The sequence below is a fragment of the Gracilimonas mengyeensis genome (genome assembly GCF_900182705.1).
Lineage (GTDB): Bacteria > Bacteroidota > Rhodothermia > Balneolales > Balneolaceae > Gracilimonas > Gracilimonas mengyeensis.
This window is the reverse complement of record NZ_FXTP01000006.1, coordinates 227608-245971: the sequence shown is the minus strand read 5'-3', so window position 1 is coordinate 245971 and position 18364 is coordinate 227608. Positions and strand designations below refer to the sequence as shown.

The window sequence follows — 18364 nt, the reverse complement described above, 5'->3', positions numbered from 1 at the left end:
GGCTACTGTAGATACATCACATGCAAAGGCATCATGATGTTCTTTGAAGACATAAAATAGAAGTTTCTCTTGATTTTTAACACAGTACCTGACGAATATTAGAATAAATCACTTTGATTCTACCCGGTATTCCGATGGACTTAGATCCCACCGGCTTACATTTTATCCATCAAAAATCGAGATTACAGATGGTAGTTTGAAATTTACAGGAGCTGAGGTTTTAAATCCTGAAAATGCATTTAAAGCAGAAGTCTCTGGAAATTGGTCGTCCGAACTTTCAGTAACCGGCATTAAACGGGATCCGAATTGGCACACCTTAAGTGGTGTCATAGAAAACAGGTATTCATTTAACCCTGATTCCATGACCTTTTCCTCAGAAGAGGAAGACTTCACAAAAACGCAGCACGCCGTCTTTTCAGATTCCGGAACTTACACCTATAAAGAAAACTATTTGGAATTACATTCTTACCAAGGAGCTTTTTACGAACCGGGAAAAGTTGCTTTTGAAAACAATAAGTTCTACTGGATTTTTAAGGATAGGTACAGTAAAGCAAGGAATGCCACGCCAAATATTCAAGTTTTGGAAGCCGGTATTGTTATTGAAAAGTCATATGAATAATGGGCTTCAATTCCATTATAAGGATATATTTTTTTATCCTTTTTGAATGATTCTACCCCTTTTCTACTTTTCAGTGATATGGATCAACAACATTTTCACATAAAAAATATGGTTTGCAGCCACTGCGGTGAAGTACTTCGCGAAAAACTGCAGCAGGCAGGTTTTACCGTAGAAAAAGTAGAACTTGGCGAAGTTCACCTCGCCGAACCCATTAACACCGACCAACAAGACCGCTTTGCGAAACTGGTTCGAGAAAACGGCTTTGATGTCATCAACGACCAAAATAGCCGCTTGGTAGAACAGATCAAACAGCTCATCATTCAATTAGTACGGACCAGCGAAAAACTGGAGGGCCCACTTTCCGATTATCTCGCGCAAAAGGTTCACAGAGATTACCAGCAGCTTAGCCGCCTGTTTTCCAGTGTGGAAGGTAAATCCATTGAGCGCTACTATATTCTCCAAAAAATTGAACGCGCCAAGGAATTGATTGTATATGGCGAGATGAACCTCAGCGAGATTGCCTACGAACTGGATTATAGCAGCCAGCAGCATTTCTCCCGCCAGTTCAAAAAAGAAACCGGTCTCTCCCCTTCCCATTTCAGCGAGATTAAAGAAAACCGGCGTATCTCTATTGATGAGGTGTAGGTGTTTTAAGGGGATAAGGGAATAAGTTGATAGGGAAAATGTGGTGCATTCCGCAGTTTATCGCCCTCCCGAATTTCTTCTTTTGATGACCCCATCCTTCTTAATACACAATCCTGCACAAGAAATACACAAAAGTGTAAGACTCCCTCAGGCCCTCATATTACCTTTACGCCTGATATTGTTAACCTGCGTACAGCTTTTATTCTATGGAGTTTTTAAAAAAATATTATGAGGTTGCCTGGTCATCGGTCTTTTTGGTGGCTGCCCTGTTGGTCCAATACGGACTGTCTTTTGAAGGTCAGGCTTATGTGTACCTCCCCTTGTTTCTTGCTTCCTATTTATTTGTTGGGATTCCCGTTTGGATCAAAGCATTTAAATCCATCCGTAAAGGCACCATCTTCAGCGAGTTTCTGCTGATGGGCATCGCTACCGTGGGTGCTTTCGTACTGGGTGAATATGCCGAAGGCGTGGCCGTGATGCTTTTTTATATGATCGGGGAATATGCACAGGGCAACGCCGTAAGAAAAGCACGTGGCTCCATCGAAGCACTCATCAACCAGCAACCGGATGTAGCCTTGGTAGAACGGAATGGCCAAACAGAGCAAGTGCATCCATCCGAGGTTCAACCTGGCGAAATTATACAAGTGAAGCCCGGCGAAAAGGTTCCGCTTGATGGCGAGCTGGTTACCAACAAAGCATCCTTCAACACGGCTGCTTTAACGGGCGAATCCAAGCCGATGACTCGGGAACAGGGCGAGGAAATCTGGGCGGGCAGCATTAATGAGCTGGTACCGGTCCGTATCAAAGTAACTAAAGCCTTCAAAGACTCCCGACTCTCCGACATCCTGAATATGGTGCAGGAAGCCACGCAGCGCAAAGCCCCCACCCAGCGCTTCATGACCCGATTTGCCAAAGTGTACACGCCCATCGTGGTTTGGCTGGCGGTCGCGCTTACTTTTCTACCCTGGCTTTTTGTAGATACCTATGTATTTGAAGAATGGTTTTACCGTGCCCTCATTTTCCTGGTAGTATCCTGTCCGTGTGGTTTGGTGATATCGATTCCACTGGGATACTTTGGCGGCATCGGGGCTGCATCCCAAAACGGAATTCTATTAAAAGGCTCCGATTATCTCGATCAGCTCCGCAAAATGAAAACCCTGTTCCTGGATAAAACCGGCACTTTAACGGAGGGTTCCTTTGAAGTGCAGGATGTGATCACCCATAATGGATTGTCAGATAATGAGGTCTTGGTTTATGCCGCTTCCCTCGAGCAGCAGTCCACCCACCCAATTGGACAGGCTATTCTAAACTTCAAAAACGGACAGCCTTTGCATGACGTGGAAAATCAGGAGGAGATATCAGGCAAAGGATTAAAAGGCCTCATCAACCAAAAAGAAGTTTTAGTAGGAAACCGGGAATTACTTGAAAAGCATGGTGTAAAACTCTCCGGAGATGCTTACTCCGAACCATACACCTATGTGCACGTAGCTGTTGGCGGTGAACACGCAGGCACCATTACCATCGCCGACCGTATCAAAAAGGATAGCCAACAGGCCATCAGGCAGCTTCGTGAGAAAGGCGTGGAACGACTGGTGATGCTTTCCGGGGATAATCAGGAAGTGGCTTCCCATGTAGCCGCTCACCTGGGGCTGGATGAAGCCTATGGCGGACTGCTGCCCGACGACAAATACAACTATGTAAAAGAGGCGCTGCAATCCAATAGTGTAACCGGTTTTGTGGGGGATGGACTTAATGATGCCCCGGTAATTACCCTGGCCGATGTGGGCATCGCCATGGGCGGCATTGGCTCGGATGCAGCCATCGAAACCGCAGATGTAGTTATCCAAACCGATCATCCCTCTAAAATTGCGCAGGCGGTGGATATTGCCAACTTTACCCATAAAATTGTGTGGCAGAATATTGGCTTTGCCTTGGGCATCAAAGTGCTGGTAATGGGGCTTGCTACGGTTGGTATCGCGACCATGTGGGAAGCTATTTTTGCCGATGTAGGCGTGGCGTTGATTGCCATTGCCAATGCCATCCGTGTGCAGCGTAAGTTTGCCGGTGATGAAAAAACCAACTTACTCGATTTCTTTAAAAAAGACCCAAATCCATCATCTGAGAAGCCTGCCGCCTGCTGCGAGACGTGCAGTGTGTAACCGCAGAGACGCGAAGAGCGCAAAGGTAATTTTGTTTGAATAGAAAACAATAGAGAGCCAGTATTGAGTATCAAACAACAAGAACTATCTGCTCAAATCCACCGGCGAACACTGTTCTTGTATTCCTCAAATTCCCGGCCGAATTTCTCTTCCATCATAGCTTCTTCCGGTTTAATCTGAAAAATATTCATATACCAAATGAAGAGCGGGATAACGGCCAGCGTCAGCACATTTCCCCAGTATACTGCAGGAGCGGCCAATCCAATGGCAAGCGCTAAATACATGGGGTTTCGAGAAATGCCATAAACCCCGTTAGTCACCAAACTTTTGGTGTGTTCTGGTTTGTGTGGATTTACCGTAGTACCCTGTTTCACAAAATGCCAAACGCTTGCGATTCCTATCACCCCGGCAATAGCAAGCACTGCCAAGGCAAGGAAAGTTTGGCCAGGCAGTGAAAATTCCAATGACGGCAGCCTGCGGTGCAGAAACCACTGCGCCCCCAAGGCAAAGAAAAACACAACAACCGGTGGTACTTTTAATGTTAGCATGATGGATGATACAAAAAGCTACCGAGCCTTTGTTGTCGCTTGTTCTGTAAGTATTGCCGTATTTTGATTCTTTTTGATTTACCGCTCCAACGCAGAGCGTGTGGAGCGAGAGAAGGCAAGCCTTGTTACTCACTTTAAAAAAATCAACATAAAAAACCCCGCTCCACATAGAAATATGAAGCGGGGTGAGATATGGTTGTTTATCAGAATAGATTGCTCTTACTGACAAACCTTGTTAGCATCCAAAATTATAAATATTTGAGTGATACAGAGCCTCCGCTGGTTTTGGCTTCAATACGAATACCGCCGCCATTCATGGAGCCTTCCACTTCGTCACGTTCAGCACTACCGTTAAAGTTTCTAAGATCTACTGATACCCGGTTGGCATCCAGCTCCAGGTCGTAGCCCAACTCTTCAGGTACGGTTACGGTGATACTGCCACCACTGGTTTTCAAATCGACATATTCGGACGGAGCCAGTACTTCTGCATTGATAGAACCTCCGCTGGTGCGTGCTTCCACATTACCTTCGATGCCTTTCAGGCGAATAGAGCCGCCACTGGTTTTCACATCCAGGTTACCATAAAAAGCATCAACCCGGATGGTACCCCCACTGGTATTGGCTTCGGTATTGCCTTGGGCATCCGCAATGTTAATACTTCCACCGGATGTTTTTAGCGACATCTTACCGTGAATTCCTTCCGTGGTAATGCTTCCGCCACTGGTTCTTAGTTCCTGGCTGCCCTCCAAATTGCGAGCCGTCAAACTTCCGCCTGACGTTCTCAAACGGGTACGGGTTTCGACTGGAGCATAAACAATGTAAGAGATTGAAATGCTGTTGGAATTCCATCCCCAGCCAGAAGATTCCCGGTCGGCAATCACACGGATTGTATTGCCATCCTGGGTAGAGCTAATATCATAATCACTCAGATCTGCCTCACCAGGTTCCATATATTTGCCGCGTTTGCGCACATACATTTCAACCACTACTTCATCGGTTTCCGTGCCTAAAACTTTTATGGAGCCTCCGGAAGTCTGCACCTCCAGGCTTACTTCGCCGCTGGAGACGCTAAAACTCTCAGTGCTGTACACATCACGGGCGGATTGGGCTTGAATACATTGGGTGGATACGATCAGAAAAGCAGGAATCAAATAAGCAAAAAGACGGGTAGGAGAAAATTTGAATGCGTTCATAGTGGGCGTGGTTATATTAAATGACTGTTGATGTACACGTATCAAATTTGTGATAGTTACACTTGAATTTTATGCGCAGCATCTAACAATTGATTAACTTGGTGCCCGAAAAAAAATGGATGATTTATGAAGTTACCTTTCTTTTTGGCAAAACGGTTTGTGGCAGGAGAGTCTTTTACGGAGTCGGTACCCAAAGCGGAAGCCCTCAATCAAAAAAACCTGAAACTTACCCTCGACCTTCTTGGCGAAAATGTTAAGAATAAAAAGAAGGCCTCCGAAACCGTAGACTCTTACATACGCTTGCTGGATGGCATCCGGGAGCATAATTTGCAAAGCAGCATTTCCATAAAATTGACCATGATGGGGCTGGATATTGACCGGGATTTCTGCCGGGATAATTTGTTCCGCCTGTTGGACGTGGCCCAAAAACACGATCAGTTTGTACGCATTGACATGGAAGGTTCCGATTGTACCCAGCCAACGCTGGATATCTTCAATGAGGCATTTGCCGAATATGGCCGTCATGTGGGAACGGTGATACAGGCGATGCTCCATCGCAGCAAAAAAGATATCGAGGAGCTAGCCGAAAAAGGTGCCGACATCCGCCTTGTGAAGGGTGCTTATAAAGAACCTTCAAAGATTGCCTTACAGGATATGCCGGCTATCCGCGAAGCGTTTAAAGAGCAGTTTAAAGTGCTGTTGTCGAAAACCCCCTGCCCCCGCATTGCCACACACGACGACGAACTAATTGAGTGGATGAAACAGTACGCCGAGCAAGAAAATATCCCCAAAGACCGCTTTGAGTTCCAGATGCTCTATGGCCTGCGAGAAGACACCATGGTACAGCTTAACGAAGAAGGATATCAAACCCGCGTCTACGTTCCTTTTGGCTCCGACTGGCTTCCCTACTTCACCCGCCGGCTCACCGAGCGAAAGGAAAATATCTGGTTTGTGCTAAGCACGATGTTTAAGAAGTGAAAGATAGTGTTAGGGTGTTTGGGTGTTATAGTGTTACGGTGTCTTGTTCTGCAAGAATATAGCACCGTAACACTGTAGCACCTTAACACCAAAAAACTGTAACACAATCACCCAAGCCTATGATGACTTATTTAACCGACCCCACTATCCACCAATACCTCATCGGAGGGATGTTTGTACTTGCGGGTGTGCTGCATTTTATTTTTCCAAAAGTGTATATGAGAATTATGCCGGATTATATTCCATGGCATAAAGCGATGGTGTATCTGAGCGGAGTGGGTGAAATTTTAGGTGGCGCCGGCATGATGATTTCACTGTTACGGGAAGTTGCTTCCTGGGGACTTATTCTGCTGCTCCTGGCCGTTTTCCCCGCCAACATTGAAATGTTCAGAAAAGCCTATCGCCGAAAAGGATTTACCAGGTATACCAGCCTATTGCTGCTTCGTTTGCCCCTGCAGTTTGCACTCATCTACTGGGTATATTGGGCTGGACTTTTACACTAAATTCACTCTGCCGACACGAAGCCCACTTCCTTGTGAGATCCATCGCAGAATGGTTTGGTGTCAGAAGCACCGCATCTGCAAAAACTCATCTTTTTACTACAGGTTTCAGTCCCGGTATCATCCCCCACCAAGTCATAATTTCCCTGTACTAAAAAAGGGGCGTTATCAAACAGTTTCACAGAAAGCTCTCCGCCTTTACCCTCTACCGGTTCGGTTCGCAGGCGCTCGACATTATAGGAAGTATCGGCCTTGAAGCCAGCATCTATATGGGAGTTATCACACAGTGGTTTGTTTTTGGATTTTCCACACCGGCACATCGCAACCCGAGTATCCTTAAGCACCACATTCTCATCCATATCACGAATCACCACTTCGCCATGAATATAAATGGGGCCGTCTTCTTCTATGGTGATGACGTTTTGCTGGGGCGGCTGTTCTTTCTTCTCAGACTTTTTCAACTCGTAATGCAAAGCACCGGTGGGACAGCGCTCAATAACTTCGGTAAGCTCCTCCACCCCTGCCAGTTCAGGTTTCACCCATGGTTTCCGGTCGGGATCAAACACCTTGGGCAGGCCTCTCACGCATTCGGCCGCATGGATGCAGCGTTCTTTATCCCAGCTCACTTTGATGTCGTCGGTTTGGTACTTCAGTACAAGTTCTTTCATGATCGAATAGTTTTTTCTTTAAGCTAACAAATGAGCAGGTAAAAACAAGCGGCAACCATCACTTCACCCTTGCTCCGCGAAAAGTTCATCTAACTCGCTCAATATGTTCCTTTTCTTGGAGTGATTAAAATGGAGCTCTTCCAGTACTTTTTGATTATTCAGCAATTGTCCACAGTGCACAATATCGGCTTTCAGTAGCGCCTGCTTTTCTTTTTTGGTGAGGCTGTTCAGAATGGTAATGGGATGGATATTGGACCGCTCAATGAGATCTTTTAATCCCTCTTTTTGAGGATAATCCCAGCTCAACAACTGTAACCCCATGCATTTCGCGTAGTCAAGCGCATCCCCGGTAAAGCGAGTATTGGTAACGATGTAGCCCACCGCCTCTTTATCCTGATATTCCGGTTCTGATTCCCACGTATCCCGCACATCCAAAAAGCGGGACTGTATGTACAGAGGTGTTTGTATGGAGCTATTGTGATCTTTTCGGTTGTGAAACTTACACTCTACCATCAGCACCTGCCGGTCATCGGTAGCAATCACGTCAATCTCGTGCGAAACGCATTTTCCCTGTACTACTTTTCCAACCTTGGTTTGATATCCAAGCTTTTTAAACAACTCCGACACCAGCACCTCAAACGGATAACCGGAAGGTCCCATTTCAAACAATGCTTCTTTCAGTCTATAGCGCCGGGCTACGGGATGAGACCGTTTCTTCAGCAAGCGATAGGCTTCACGATAAATTTTTTGGGTAGTGATGCCGTCGCGGAAAAGTCCTTCTTCTTCCAGCGTATGGATCACCGATTTTATAACCGGACCACCAGCCCCGGCATTGCTAAGTGAGCTCCGCAACTTCTGCACTTGAAAGATTTCGCGTTCGCCGTTGGCCTTTACAACCTCAAATGATTCCATCTTTTTTTACTGTGATGATACTTCTTCATCCCAACAGTATACAAAAAGAACATTCTGATACAACCGGTTTCAAAACTTTTTTGACATGCTTTACAAAATAAATACGTAGGTGAAGGTAAGCGGACAACAATTGTGTGAATTCTGACGAAAGTACGCCAATGAGGGATATAAAGCTCAGAAAGTCATTTAGTGATCATCCCTGCGCACCTGTCCCGACAAACTTGTCGGTGAGACAGAGATCTAGTTGGATTTCGGGGATACGCCACGAAATGACCATTTAAGCTTCATTCTGCTTAATGCGGTCACCATTTCACACAAAACATCCGCTGTACTGATTAAAACTATGAGTTAACCTAAAGACAAATGTCCACCTTACTTTTTTCCTTAATCTTTGCCCTTCAACTGGTCACTCCTGCCGGGGCCCCTCCCGGCGAGAACCAACAAGCACGTGATGCAAAAGCGGCTACCACTTACATAGTAGATACCGTTGATAACGGAACCTGCAACAATCCTGAAACCGAAATCAATGAATGTGAAGACGGCAGCTGCATGGGCTATGATTCAGAAGGTAATCCCGTTGGGTGCTCGCTGGATGCTGCACTATCCGAGGCAGGCGGACTTGGTGGTGGCACCGTTGGGTTTGACATCAGCGGTACATTTAATACCAACATGACCCCTTTGGCCCCAAATGTAAGCATGGACGGGACTGGAAAAGATGTAACGATTACCACTGACACACCCTTTTTCACCCCTCCTCAAATATTGATAGCCGCTGGAAATAACTTGCTGAAAGGTGTTAACATCGCCTGTCAGTCTGGGCAAAGTGGCATTGCCGTTAACGCTAATTCAGATGTTCAAATCGGGGATTCAGGCAGCGGTGGCGTCAGGATCGACGGCTGCGATATCGGCCTTTCGATCACGTCGGTAGACGGAACTACCACCATCACAAACACGACCATCGTAAACAACCGCCTGGGGGTGAATGTCGCGGGTTCCTCTCGCAACATTATCACCAATAACTTTATTGGAGTGAATAATGATGGAAAAACGGCCAATGGAAATACGGAAGGCCTTAAAGTACTACCGATGGCCTCTAATACAAGTTTGGAAGGAAACGTAATTTCGGGCAACAGCGAATATGGTATTCGCCTTGTGGGTGAAATAGAAACAGAACGGCTGCAAAATGTAAAAATTCATGGGAACTTTATTGGTGTGGGTAACGACAGCACCACCGCCATCCCAAATGGACAGAGCGGTATCGAAATCTTTGGTCCGGCACGTAATATCGTTATTGGAGAAGATACGCTGGGCAATGGGCGTGGAAACGTAATTGCCCATAATGAACATCAGGGCATTCGCCTGATGGCTTATGAAGATACCGGCAACGGGCTTTCGGGAGCGCCCGATCAGGTCACCATTCTCAAAAACATCATCAAAAATAACGGAGCCAAGGGCATCTATGCTTCTGAATCTACGGTATTACCGGAGAAACCTGTGTTACAGGAATTGAAAATGGACACCACCGGTATAGCCCCCGACACTATACATGGAACTGCTTTTCCCGGATCCCGTGTAGATATTTACATCACCGATTCTCCACCTGACGAACAGGGTGCCGGTGAAGGAGAAGAATGGATTAGCACGGTGATTGCCGACAGTACCGGAGCCTTCAAATCGGCGGTCAAGGAATTGCCTCCTGCCGCATCCTGCAGCGAGGCCAGCGCTTACACGGCTACCGTTATTGACTCCATGGGCTCAACCAGTGTGTTTGCTGAAAATTATCGCCCTCTGGGAGCAGTGGTACAGCCGCAATACCGCAAGATTTTTCTGCAAGATGTTCCGCTTGAAAACAGGTTCACAGTCAAAACAGATTGGGGCAATACGCCTGTTGAGGACCGACTGGTTACAATTCGTATCAACGAAGTAAATCCATGGAAGGTTTTGCGGGACGCCCCCGATGAATTTGCCTTTAATGTAGACATGGGTAGCACCTCCAACGGCCTGAATGCTATGCCGGATAATGAAATCGAAGTGCGGATATCCGGCTGCCTCGGATCTGAGCAGGAAATCCTGCATACCGTTTCGGTGGTGAAAGCCCCTGACTGGCTGGAAACAGACAAGGTGGAAGTATTACCCAAAAACGGACACGTAATTTACCAGCGAGAATGGAAAATACCCGATGAACCTATTGAGGCTTCTGTTACTATTCCCAGCGAAGTGCCGTATTGGAGCGGCCTTTGGGGACTGGATAAAACCCAGTTTGAAGCCCGCTTCAACGCTTCCTCTTTGGGTGGCACAACCGAGGGCCTGATTGAAGGCAACACCGCTTTTGGACTGGGGCCTTACCTCCAGATAGCCATTACTGCTGAAGGTTTAACTGAGCTGGAGCTCACACCTCAACAACTGGGACCTTTTACTGGCGACCTTACTCTTGGTGCCTCGGGCAGTGCAAGCTTCCGCAAAAGCATTTGCATTCCCACCCCCTTTGGTTCTGATATCGCCTGTGTAAAAGGCGGTCTCACAGGCTCACTGGATCTCACCTACGACGCTCCCTTTGAATATGAGGATGAAGTAATCTGGGAAGACGGTGAAGGCACGGGACATCCCGCCCTTTCCGGCAATGTAGAAGCCAGTGTTTCCTGGCCGGTATCCATTTCTTTTGGAGTCACGGTGGATGGTACGGCGGTCATCAATTTTGGTCCGCCCGACAACCTGAACCTTAATGGAGAAGGAAAGGTAGTAATGACACCGCATATCGCAGCTTTCGACGAAAACTATTCCACGGAAATTGAATTGTATGACTTTGCCTTTGGCGGAGCGGCCAAACGCCCGGTTATCTTTAACACAAAAAAGAGAACATGGGCTGCAAAAAACCAGGATGGCGTGCGCGCAGCGATCCCTCCTTCTTCTGCCGTTTCTTCTAATGGCACCATTGCGCTGGCTGCTGTGGCTTCAGGAGATAACGATACGCGAGACATTCTCCTCCGGCTCAAAAAGGAAAACCAGTCAGAAATCTCCATGAACCTGACCACCCAGGAAGGCCGAAACCTCTATCCCACTGCTGCTTTCACCGGGGATAACGAGCTTCTGGTAGTATGGATGCACTCCGATGATTCTCCCCCTGCATCACTTGAGGAAGTTGAAAATTACGCTGGTTCATTTGATTTGTCGTACGCGCTGGTGGATGTGGCATCAGAAAGCATTTTGGAATCAGGACGCCTGACCGAAGACAGCCACGCCGATATGGATCCAAAATTAGTACAAGGTACCGGTGGCTCAGTATTATTGGCCTGGGCTTCGCTATCGGGTACATTTGGTGGCAGCGATGAAAATCCGATGAGTTTCAAATCCATACTTTGGAATAACGGACAATGGCAAGCCGAAACCGTGGCGGCAGAAAACCTTGGCAACATTTCCAGCTGGGATGTTGCCCACTTAGACGTACAAAACTCTCTGCTTACTTTTACTACGGATGAAAGTGAACAAGACGATGCCAGCTCTCTGGTAACTATTAACCGTACTGATGGAAACTGGGAATCGCCTTCTACCCTTAACAACGGATCGGTGCACGCAGCGGTGCATGCGGCATATGAATCATCTGGTGAAGCCAAATTATTATGGGCGCGTGATAGCATGATGGTGGCTTCTACTGCATCATCTCCAGCTAATGCAGACACGGTTTTCAGTATCATTCCAGATGATTACAATCTTTTGGCCGCCGGGGAGTTCTCCGCCACCAATGGACGGTTTTTCTTTGGCTGGCCTGGCTCCAATGGTCCTGAGTTTGTCACCGACTCCGCCGATACCTGGACCCGGCCTCAGTTATTGGATGGATTTGAAAAAGGAGCAAAAGCCATAACAGCTACCCCAATTCCTTCCAGTTCCGACAGTGCCAGGGTATATCTGGCCTCTCTGAATTACAGCGATGGTGCGCCTGTCACTGATATTACCAGCCGGCAGCTCACTATTGGAGAACGTTTAGCCACCAGTACGAGGCATCGAGAAGACAAAACCGGCAACGCCATTCCGGAAGGCTACACCTTACATCAGAATTATCCCAACCCATTCAATCCCAGCACTCAAATTCCTTTTGCCCTGCCTAAATCCAGCCACGTAAAATTGGCGGTCTACGATATCCTTGGAAGGGAAGTGGAAACGCTGGTTGACAGGCGCATGGAAGCAGGTCGACATACCGCCCGTTTTAATGCCCATGGACTTTCAAGCGGCGTGTATCTTTATCGTATCACTACCGGCGAGTTCACAAAAACTAAACAACTTATTTTGTTGAAGTGATGTGATATAGTCGAACTATTTAAGCTCTACGGTCACTTTGGGCGGATAGGCATAATCATTCCAGAGCTGGTTTAGCTCATCGGGGTTGGGTTCGCCGTCGTAGGTTACCATGCGGTATTGAACTTTGTAGGGCGTGCCCGGTTCAATCACCAGGTCGCCGCCCTGTACGGGTGCGTAGTTGAAGAAGGCCATATCCGGATGTATGCGTACCGGCTGGGGGTGGCGGATGTTTTGGGGATAATCCATAAAGGTGATTCCAGCCAGTGATCCATCGCTGTACCCGCCGATATGCACCCAGCGGGCTTTGGTAGCATGGCCCTCACGGCCTAATCCTTTGGATGTCAAAAATGATATATTTTCTGGATTATCCCAGTCGGCATGTCCTCGGAAACCCACACCGCCATAGCGGTATTCCGGTAATATCAGCGGCTGACCCGCATCGGCGGACTGCGTTATCATCAAATCAAACATCAGGAATTTGCCATTATGTAATGCCGGATACACCCTCACCTGCCACTCTTCCCGCAACGCAACTACCGGGGTATCTGTCGTCAAATCTATAAACCTATGCGTTGCACGAAATCCGCCCTGAACGGGGCCTTGCCAAGCTTCATATAAAGAATCTGCCTCCACCTTGCCGGTGTTATCATGAACATTCCAAAAATCGGGCTGGCGACCCTGGAACTCTGTTTTGGGCCAGGACGACCAAATGCCGAGGTGGTGCGGATGCAGCTCGGTATTCAGGTGATTGGTAAGCCGAACCCCATTTGGCGAATATACCGGATGTATATACCCGCCCCGTTTATAGCGTTGGTCCAATGCGGCAGGCGGATTGTTATCCCGGTAATAATAACTCAGCACCTCCTGATCATCCCCCAAAAAAGTGATGGTATTTTCGTCCGTACGACTTTGCACTTTGCCTTCAATCGCAACCGGTTCAGCTGAAAATTTGAATGTTTTCATATTCCCTGGAGACAGGTTTTTCAGGATGAACCATCCACGACCGCTATCATCAACCTGAAGGGGCATGGATTCACCCGATTCACCGGACATTTCGTATACGCCGGCTGCCAAACCTTTGGGAGCTTCAAACGACACCACCGTTTCCTGACGGTCAAATTCACCCGCCGAGACCGTTAGTTGGTAGCTTTGGGCTGAAACGATCGAAGTCCAAACAATCGACAAAAACATAAAACTCAGCATGAACGTGAAGCTGCCTAAATATTTCTTCGGGTTTATTGGATTAAAGCGGTTCATGCTATTACCTATAGGTTGAGTTGTAAGATTCGGCCGCCGACAGACTTTGCCCTAAAATCTACCCGTAGCCTCTATTAAAAAACGGCCTGCTTACCTTCTTTCCTGCTTCGCAAGCATAGGCGTACCACGCTTACAAAGCTGAATGCATACGCCCCAGGGATCGCGCATCATCACCAGGTGAGAACCATCTTCGAGGTGTTCATCACTGACTACCGAAGCTCCGGCTTCCTCTAACCGCTCTCTATCTTTTGTTGGATCTTCAGAAACATAAGCAATATGCACAATCAGCGGATCCATGTTTTTGTAGTCCGGCACTTGATCGGCGGGATTTTTATAGATTTCCAGCATCACCCGGCCGCTTTTATCGGCCAGAAAAGTCATAAAAGGCGCTTCATTCTGTTGTTTTTCAATATTCAGCCCCATATGTTTTTTATACCAGTCGGCCATAGCCAGCGGTTCTTCCACGTTAATTGCAAAGTGCTCTATCTTCATTTCCTTTAAATTTATTTATCTGAGAGAATGTTGAACTTCAGCATTCCATTTGTTTCTACCAAATCCAATCGGAAAAACTATGGCTGGCTTATTTCTTCTACTGCATCTCCACAGCTATGCATAGCCTGCCCGTAAAACGGATTTTCAACCTCCTCCTTTTTACTCAACCAGTTACTTCCGCCTTCATACATCGGGCAATATTGTTTGTATAAAGTACCATCATAGCCCTGATTTTCTACAGCCGTAATCAATTCTTTAGATACCTTTTGGAAAGCTGCTCGCAACTCCTCAATGTTCTCTGCAGCCGAAGCTTCCTCTACCGCAACTACCATGTTAGAGTGATGCTTTTCATGTTTTTCCGCATGTTCTTCATGCTGATTCATTTCACTGCTGCTGTGCACTTCATCAGCAAAAGCTTGCATGGAAGCTTTCGCCGACTCAAAATCATCCTGCACCAACGCATTCTTCGCATCCATGTAATGATGGATAAGCGTATCCAAATGCTGCGTATGCCGGTGTGCTTCCTGCATTTCTGCTTGTTGATGATTTTGGTGATCTCCTTGATGCTCATGTTGGGCTGTGGCAGAGAAGCTGATCAAGCTTAATAGGGTAAGTGTGAGTATTGTTTTCATGTTGTTTGTTAAAGGTGAAAAGTTAAAAGTGAAAAATTGTATTTATTCCTGAATTCGGTTCATAGACCGCTATACTGGTTAAAGTCTTGTAGTCATTTCGTGGCGCATGCCCGAAATCTAATTGCTTTGTAGGTTTCACCTAGTGATGTACTGGGAAAAAATAGATTCCTGCCTTCGCAGGAATAACCATTTAGGTCTTTTGAGCCATGTATACAAATACATTCAATGTTCGAGATTCAATGTTCCTTGAAACTCGTTCCGCTGCTCTGCTGCGGAATGCCTGCCGGAACCTCCGGTTCTAATTAATCTTCCATTTTCAAAAACCGTGCATTAATGGCAACGATTACTGTACTCAGAGACATCAGAATAGCGCCCACGGCCGGACTCAATATCACACCCCAAACATACAATGCGCCGGCAGCCAGCGGGATGGCCCCAATATTATAGCCGGAGGCCCACCACAGGTTTTGCACCATCTTCCGGTAGGTGGCTCTGGATAGTTTAACCAGCGCAGTTACATCTTCGGGATTGTCTTTTACCAATACGATATCCCCTGTTTCCACGGCCACATCCGAGCCGGCCCCAATGGCAATGCCGACGTTGGCCTGGGCAAGGGCAGGCGCGTCGTTCACGCCGTCGCCAGTCATGGCTACCAGTTTGCCCTGGTTCTGTACTTCTTTCACTTTGTCGGCTTTTTCATCCGGCAGCACTTCGGCAAACACCTGGTCGATGCCCAGTTCTTTGGCTACGTAATCGGCCGTTTGCTGATTGTCGCCGGTCAACATGATGCACTCAATGCCCATTTCATGCAGCGCATTGATAGCATTTTTGGAGGATTCCCGGATCTCATCACCCAGGGCAATGGCACCGGCCAGCTCATCTTCAATGATCACGAAGACTACCGTTTTTCCCTGGGATGAAAGTTCTTCCACATCCTCTTTGGGATAATCCATCTCCTGTTCTTTTACGTAACCGGGACTTACCACCTTCACGCTTTTCCCGTTCACTTTGCCTTCAATACCCTTACCGGTGATGGAGTTGAATTCCTCCGGTTCCCAGGTATCTTCCGCCTTCTCCAAAATGCCTTTGGCCAGCGGGTGCTCTGAATTGGTTTCCAGCGATGCCCCGTATTTCAGGATTTCCTCGTCCGAAAAATTATCCCCGAAATTTAGAATATCCGTTACGGTGAAAGTGCCCATCGTGAGGGTTCCGGTTTTATCAAAGATCACTGCATCCAGGTTTCGGGCCTGCTCAAAAGCGGCCCGGTCGCGAATCAAAAACCCATTGGTTGCCGCAATGCTGGTTGATCTGGAAACCACCAAAGGTATAGCCAGCCCAAGGGCATGCGGACAGGTAATGACCATCACGGCTACCGTCCGGTTCATCGCAAAATCAAAACTTTGCCCGGTAAAGAAAATCCAGGCACCAAAAGTAATGAGTCCGGCGGTGATGGCAACAATCGTCAGCCAGAAAGCGGCCCGGTTGGCCAGGTCCTGCGTTCGCGATTTGCTTTGCTGGGCTTCCTCCACCAGGTTCATTACTTGTGAAAGAAAAGAATCATCTCCGGTCTTGGAAATTTCAATGGTGATGGATCCTTTCTCATTTACCGAGCCGCCAATCACCTCGTCGCCTTCGGCTTTATCCACCGGCTTGGATTCGCCGGTCAGCATGGCTTCATTTACGCTCGATTTCCCTTTAACTACTACCCCATCCGCCGGAATTTTTTCGCCCGGTTTGATCAGCACTTTGTCCCCTTGTTGAAGCTCTTCAACCGGCACCTCTTTCGTGAAGCCGTCTTCTTTCACCAGGTGAGCTTCCCCCGGCAGCAGCTCAGCAAGTTGCTCGAGTGCGGCCGAGGCGCTCATTACCGACCTCATTTCAATCCAGTGTCCCAGCAACATAATGCCCACCAGGGTTGATAACTCCCAGTACAACAGATCGCCCTCGAAACCGAACACCACGGCCGTACTGTACAGGTAGGCAATAGAGATAGCAAGCCCGATAAGGGTCATCATGCCCGGCTGTTTCTTTTTGAGTTCATCTGCCAGTCCAGAGAGAAAAGGCCATCCGCCAAAGAAATATACAACCGTGGAAAGGGCAGCCAATATCCACTTACCACCGGTAAAGCTCCAATCTACGCCTAAAAACTGCTGGATCATGGGCGACAGCGCCATAATTGGAATGGTCAGCCCAAGCACCCACCAAAAACGGAATTTGAAATCCTTCACCATCTGTTTGTGGTGTTCATGATGGGAGTGTCCGCCGTGCTCTTCATGATCATGGCCGTTATGGCCCGAATGGTTCTCATGATCGTGATGAGCATGATTATGATTCTGGTGTTCGTCGTGATTGTGATTTTTGTGTTCCATGGCCGACTCCATGTCTGGTTAGTTTAATTGCGTCAATTCGATTTGGGATATCAACACGGCACCGTTGCCATTCAACTTCATCCCTGCCGCCCCGCTTTGGGGCGCATCCCCGTGACCATGCACTTTCATCTCCCGGTTCACATATCCGCGAAAGTGCGTTCCATCAGCCACCACGCGGACGAACAGCCTGCCTTCCGGGTCAAACGTTCCTTCTTCGAAAATGGTGGTTTCTCCATTTTGCATTCTGCCCTGACGAATGGTTCCATCCGAATTCAGCGATACGAAATCGTAATTACGCGCATCCTGCACATGATGCACCAGTTCTATTTCACCTGAGAAATCATCCAGGTTCAGGTAATAATCAATCTGCACATTTTGATAATCTGAGTTGGTAACAAAGAAAGAGGTTTCACCGCTGGCATTTAACCTTAGAAAAGATTCCTCACCGCTTACAATTTGGGGATTTAAACCCTGCACAGAGCCTTCAATCCACCTGAAATTTGCGATCAAATCACCCACCGACCTTTCCGTGATGTCCCAATTCCATCCGTTTTCTTTTTGGATGAAGGAAGAGGAAGCTCCCTTCAGGCTATCCGCGGCCGGGGCAGACTCTGTGTCTTGCTGAACCAGCTGCCCGGTTCCCACTCCATATCCAAACACCATCTTCCCGCCATATTCAGCGGTTTCATAGAGCATGAACAAACCCGGAAGTACCGTGATAAATGCTACGATTTTAAAGCTGATTTTTTTCATCAACCCGAACCAATGGAATACTCCCCGCAGAATTGCATACAGCACAAAAAACCAGAGGGTGTACTCTGCCCATCCTGCATGTTCACTCAATACGGATTGAGCCCCGGCCTCCAGGAATACCGAATCGGCGGCAGCCTGCCCCGTGTAATACACCACGATGGCTGAGAGTGCTCCAAGCACATACAATACCGTATTTTTTTGTTCATCCCACCATTTATCAGGCACAAAAAATGATGCCAGGCTTCCCACAGCGGCTATCAGCAACAGGGCAATGGGAAAATGTACCAGCATTGGGTGAATATTGGGAGCCCATTCAGGTAGAAGAAATTCCATAATAAATAGGTTT

General features: G+C 47.5%; 15 protein-coding genes. 6 read left to right on the top strand and 9 right to left on the bottom strand.

Annotated elements, in window-relative coordinates; translation table 11 throughout:
- Nucleotides 1–196: 196 nt before the first annotated feature.
- The 3 genes from FN815_RS08735 (at nt 197) to FN815_RS08725 (ending at nt 3423) form a co-directional block, all read left to right on the top strand.
- Nucleotides 197–619, top strand: coding sequence for a hypothetical protein (locus tag FN815_RS08735; RefSeq protein ID WP_142454244.1), 423 nt, complete (start codon nt 197–199; stop codon nt 617–619).
- 78 nt (nt 620–697) lie between these two features.
- Nucleotides 698–1264, top strand: coding sequence for a helix-turn-helix domain-containing protein (locus tag FN815_RS08730; RefSeq protein WP_142454243.1), 567 nt, complete (start codon nt 698–700; stop codon nt 1262–1264).
- Nucleotides 1265–1470: 206 nt separating this feature from the next.
- Nucleotides 1471–3423 carry a heavy metal translocating P-type ATPase gene (locus FN815_RS08725; protein ID WP_142454242.1) on the top strand — a complete coding sequence of 651 codons (1953 nt, stop codon included), beginning with the start codon at nt 1471–1473 and terminating at the stop codon, nt 3421–3423.
- A 92-nt stretch (nt 3424–3515) separates the two neighbouring features.
- On the opposite strand, the gene FN815_RS08720 is transcribed toward FN815_RS08725, so the two are convergent.
- Complete coding sequence (locus tag FN815_RS08720) at nt 3516–3971, bottom strand: methyltransferase family protein (protein ID WP_142454241.1); 456 nt, start codon at nt 3969–3971, stop codon at nt 3516–3518.
- Between the two features lie 248 nt (nt 3972–4219).
- Nucleotides 4220–5164, bottom strand: a complete 945-nt coding sequence (locus tag FN815_RS08715; RefSeq protein WP_142454240.1) for a DUF4097 family beta strand repeat-containing protein — start codon at nt 5162–5164, stop codon at nt 4220–4222.
- A gap of 126 nt (nt 5165–5290) precedes the next feature.
- Between FN815_RS08715 and FN815_RS08710 the strand changes: the two genes are divergently transcribed.
- Both FN815_RS08710 and FN815_RS08705 read left to right on the top strand, forming a co-directional pair.
- A complete protein-coding gene (locus tag FN815_RS08710) occupies nt 5291–6142 on the top strand; it encodes a proline dehydrogenase family protein (RefSeq protein WP_142454239.1) in 852 nt (283 codons plus the stop codon).
- Nucleotides 6143–6261: 119 nt separating this feature from the next.
- Nucleotides 6262–6645, top strand: a complete 384-nt coding sequence (locus FN815_RS08705) for a DoxX family protein (RefSeq protein WP_246075210.1) — start codon at nt 6262–6264, stop codon at nt 6643–6645.
- 2 nt (nt 6646–6647) lie between these two features.
- Here the strand turns inward: FN815_RS08705 and FN815_RS08700 are convergent, their stop codons facing one another.
- Together FN815_RS08700 and FN815_RS08695 are read right to left on the bottom strand one after the other, a co-directional pair.
- Nucleotides 6648–7310 carry a CDGSH iron-sulfur domain-containing protein gene (locus FN815_RS08700; protein WP_142454238.1) on the bottom strand — a complete coding sequence of 221 codons (663 nt, stop codon included), beginning with the start codon at nt 7308–7310 and terminating at the stop codon, nt 6648–6650.
- A gap of 63 nt (nt 7311–7373) precedes the next feature.
- Nucleotides 7374–8222: a restriction endonuclease gene (locus tag FN815_RS08695; RefSeq protein WP_142454237.1), complete on the bottom strand. Its 849-nt coding sequence runs from the start codon at nt 8220–8222 to the stop codon at nt 7374–7376.
- Nucleotides 8223–8585: 363 nt separating this feature from the next.
- On the opposite strand from FN815_RS08695, the gene FN815_RS08690 reads away from it, so the two are divergent.
- Entirely contained in the window at nt 8586–12515 is a 3930-nt protein-coding gene (locus FN815_RS08690; RefSeq protein ID WP_142454236.1) for a T9SS type A sorting domain-containing protein, read from the top strand.
- A 15-nt stretch (nt 12516–12530) separates the two neighbouring features.
- Here the strand turns inward: FN815_RS08690 and FN815_RS08685 are convergent, their stop codons facing one another.
- The 5 genes from FN815_RS08685 to FN815_RS08665 form a co-directional block, all read right to left on the bottom strand.
- Entirely contained in the window at nt 12531–13772 is a 1242-nt protein-coding gene (locus FN815_RS08685; RefSeq protein ID WP_142454235.1) for a DUF6807 domain-containing protein, read from the bottom strand.
- Nucleotides 13773–13862: 90 nt separating this feature from the next.
- Nucleotides 13863–14264, bottom strand: coding sequence for a VOC family protein (locus tag FN815_RS08680; RefSeq protein WP_142454234.1), 402 nt, complete (start codon nt 14262–14264; stop codon nt 13863–13865).
- A 77-nt stretch (nt 14265–14341) separates the two neighbouring features.
- Nucleotides 14342–14896, bottom strand: coding sequence for a DUF3347 domain-containing protein (locus tag FN815_RS08675; RefSeq protein WP_142454233.1), 555 nt, complete (start codon nt 14894–14896; stop codon nt 14342–14344).
- 302 nt (nt 14897–15198) lie between these two features.
- On the bottom strand, nt 15199–17265 hold the full coding sequence (locus tag FN815_RS08670) for a heavy metal translocating P-type ATPase (protein ID WP_142454232.1): 2067 nt from the start codon (nt 17263–17265) through the stop codon (nt 15199–15201).
- Nucleotides 17266–17283: 18 nt separating this feature from the next.
- Nucleotides 17284–18351: a DUF2231 domain-containing protein gene (locus FN815_RS08665; protein WP_142454231.1), complete on the bottom strand. Its 1068-nt coding sequence runs from the start codon at nt 18349–18351 to the stop codon at nt 17284–17286.
- Nucleotides 18352–18364 lie beyond the last annotated feature (13 nt).

Excerpts from the sequence above, each read along its gene's own strand:
- FN815_RS08680 (WP_142454234.1), bottom strand. The coding sequence starts at position 14,264 with ATGAAGATAGAGCACTTTGCAATTAACGTGGAAGAACCGCTGGCTATG.
- FN815_RS08705 (WP_246075210.1), top strand. The coding sequence starts at position 6,262 with ATGATGACTTATTTAACCGACCCCACTATCCACCAATACCTCATCGGA.
- FN815_RS08675 (WP_142454233.1), bottom strand. The coding sequence starts at position 14,896 with ATGAAAACAATACTCACACTTACCCTATTAAGCTTGATCAGCTTCTCT.
- FN815_RS08685 (WP_142454235.1), bottom strand. The coding sequence starts at position 13,772 with ATGAACCGCTTTAATCCAATAAACCCGAAGAAATATTTAGGCAGCTTC.
- FN815_RS08730 (WP_142454243.1), top strand. The coding sequence starts at position 698 with ATGGATCAACAACATTTTCACATAAAAAATATGGTTTGCAGCCACTGC.
- FN815_RS08670 (WP_142454232.1), bottom strand. The coding sequence starts at position 17,265 with ATGGAACACAAAAATCACAATCACGACGAACACCAGAATCATAATCAT.
- FN815_RS08725 (WP_142454242.1), top strand. The coding sequence starts at position 1,471 with ATGGAGTTTTTAAAAAAATATTATGAGGTTGCCTGGTCATCGGTCTTT.
- FN815_RS08720 (WP_142454241.1), bottom strand. The coding sequence starts at position 3,971 with ATGCTAACATTAAAAGTACCACCGGTTGTTGTGTTTTTCTTTGCCTTG.
- FN815_RS08710 (WP_142454239.1), top strand. The coding sequence starts at position 5,291 with ATGAAGTTACCTTTCTTTTTGGCAAAACGGTTTGTGGCAGGAGAGTCT.
- FN815_RS08700 (WP_142454238.1), bottom strand. The coding sequence starts at position 7,310 with ATGAAAGAACTTGTACTGAAGTACCAAACCGACGACATCAAAGTGAGC.
- FN815_RS08715 (WP_142454240.1), bottom strand. The coding sequence starts at position 5,164 with ATGAACGCATTCAAATTTTCTCCTACCCGTCTTTTTGCTTATTTGATT.
- FN815_RS08690 (WP_142454236.1), top strand. The coding sequence starts at position 8,586 with ATGTCCACCTTACTTTTTTCCTTAATCTTTGCCCTTCAACTGGTCACT.
- FN815_RS08695 (WP_142454237.1), bottom strand. The coding sequence starts at position 8,222 with ATGGAATCATTTGAGGTTGTAAAGGCCAACGGCGAACGCGAAATCTTT.
- FN815_RS08665 (WP_142454231.1), bottom strand. The coding sequence starts at position 18,351 with ATGGAATTTCTTCTACCTGAATGGGCTCCCAATATTCACCCAATGCTG.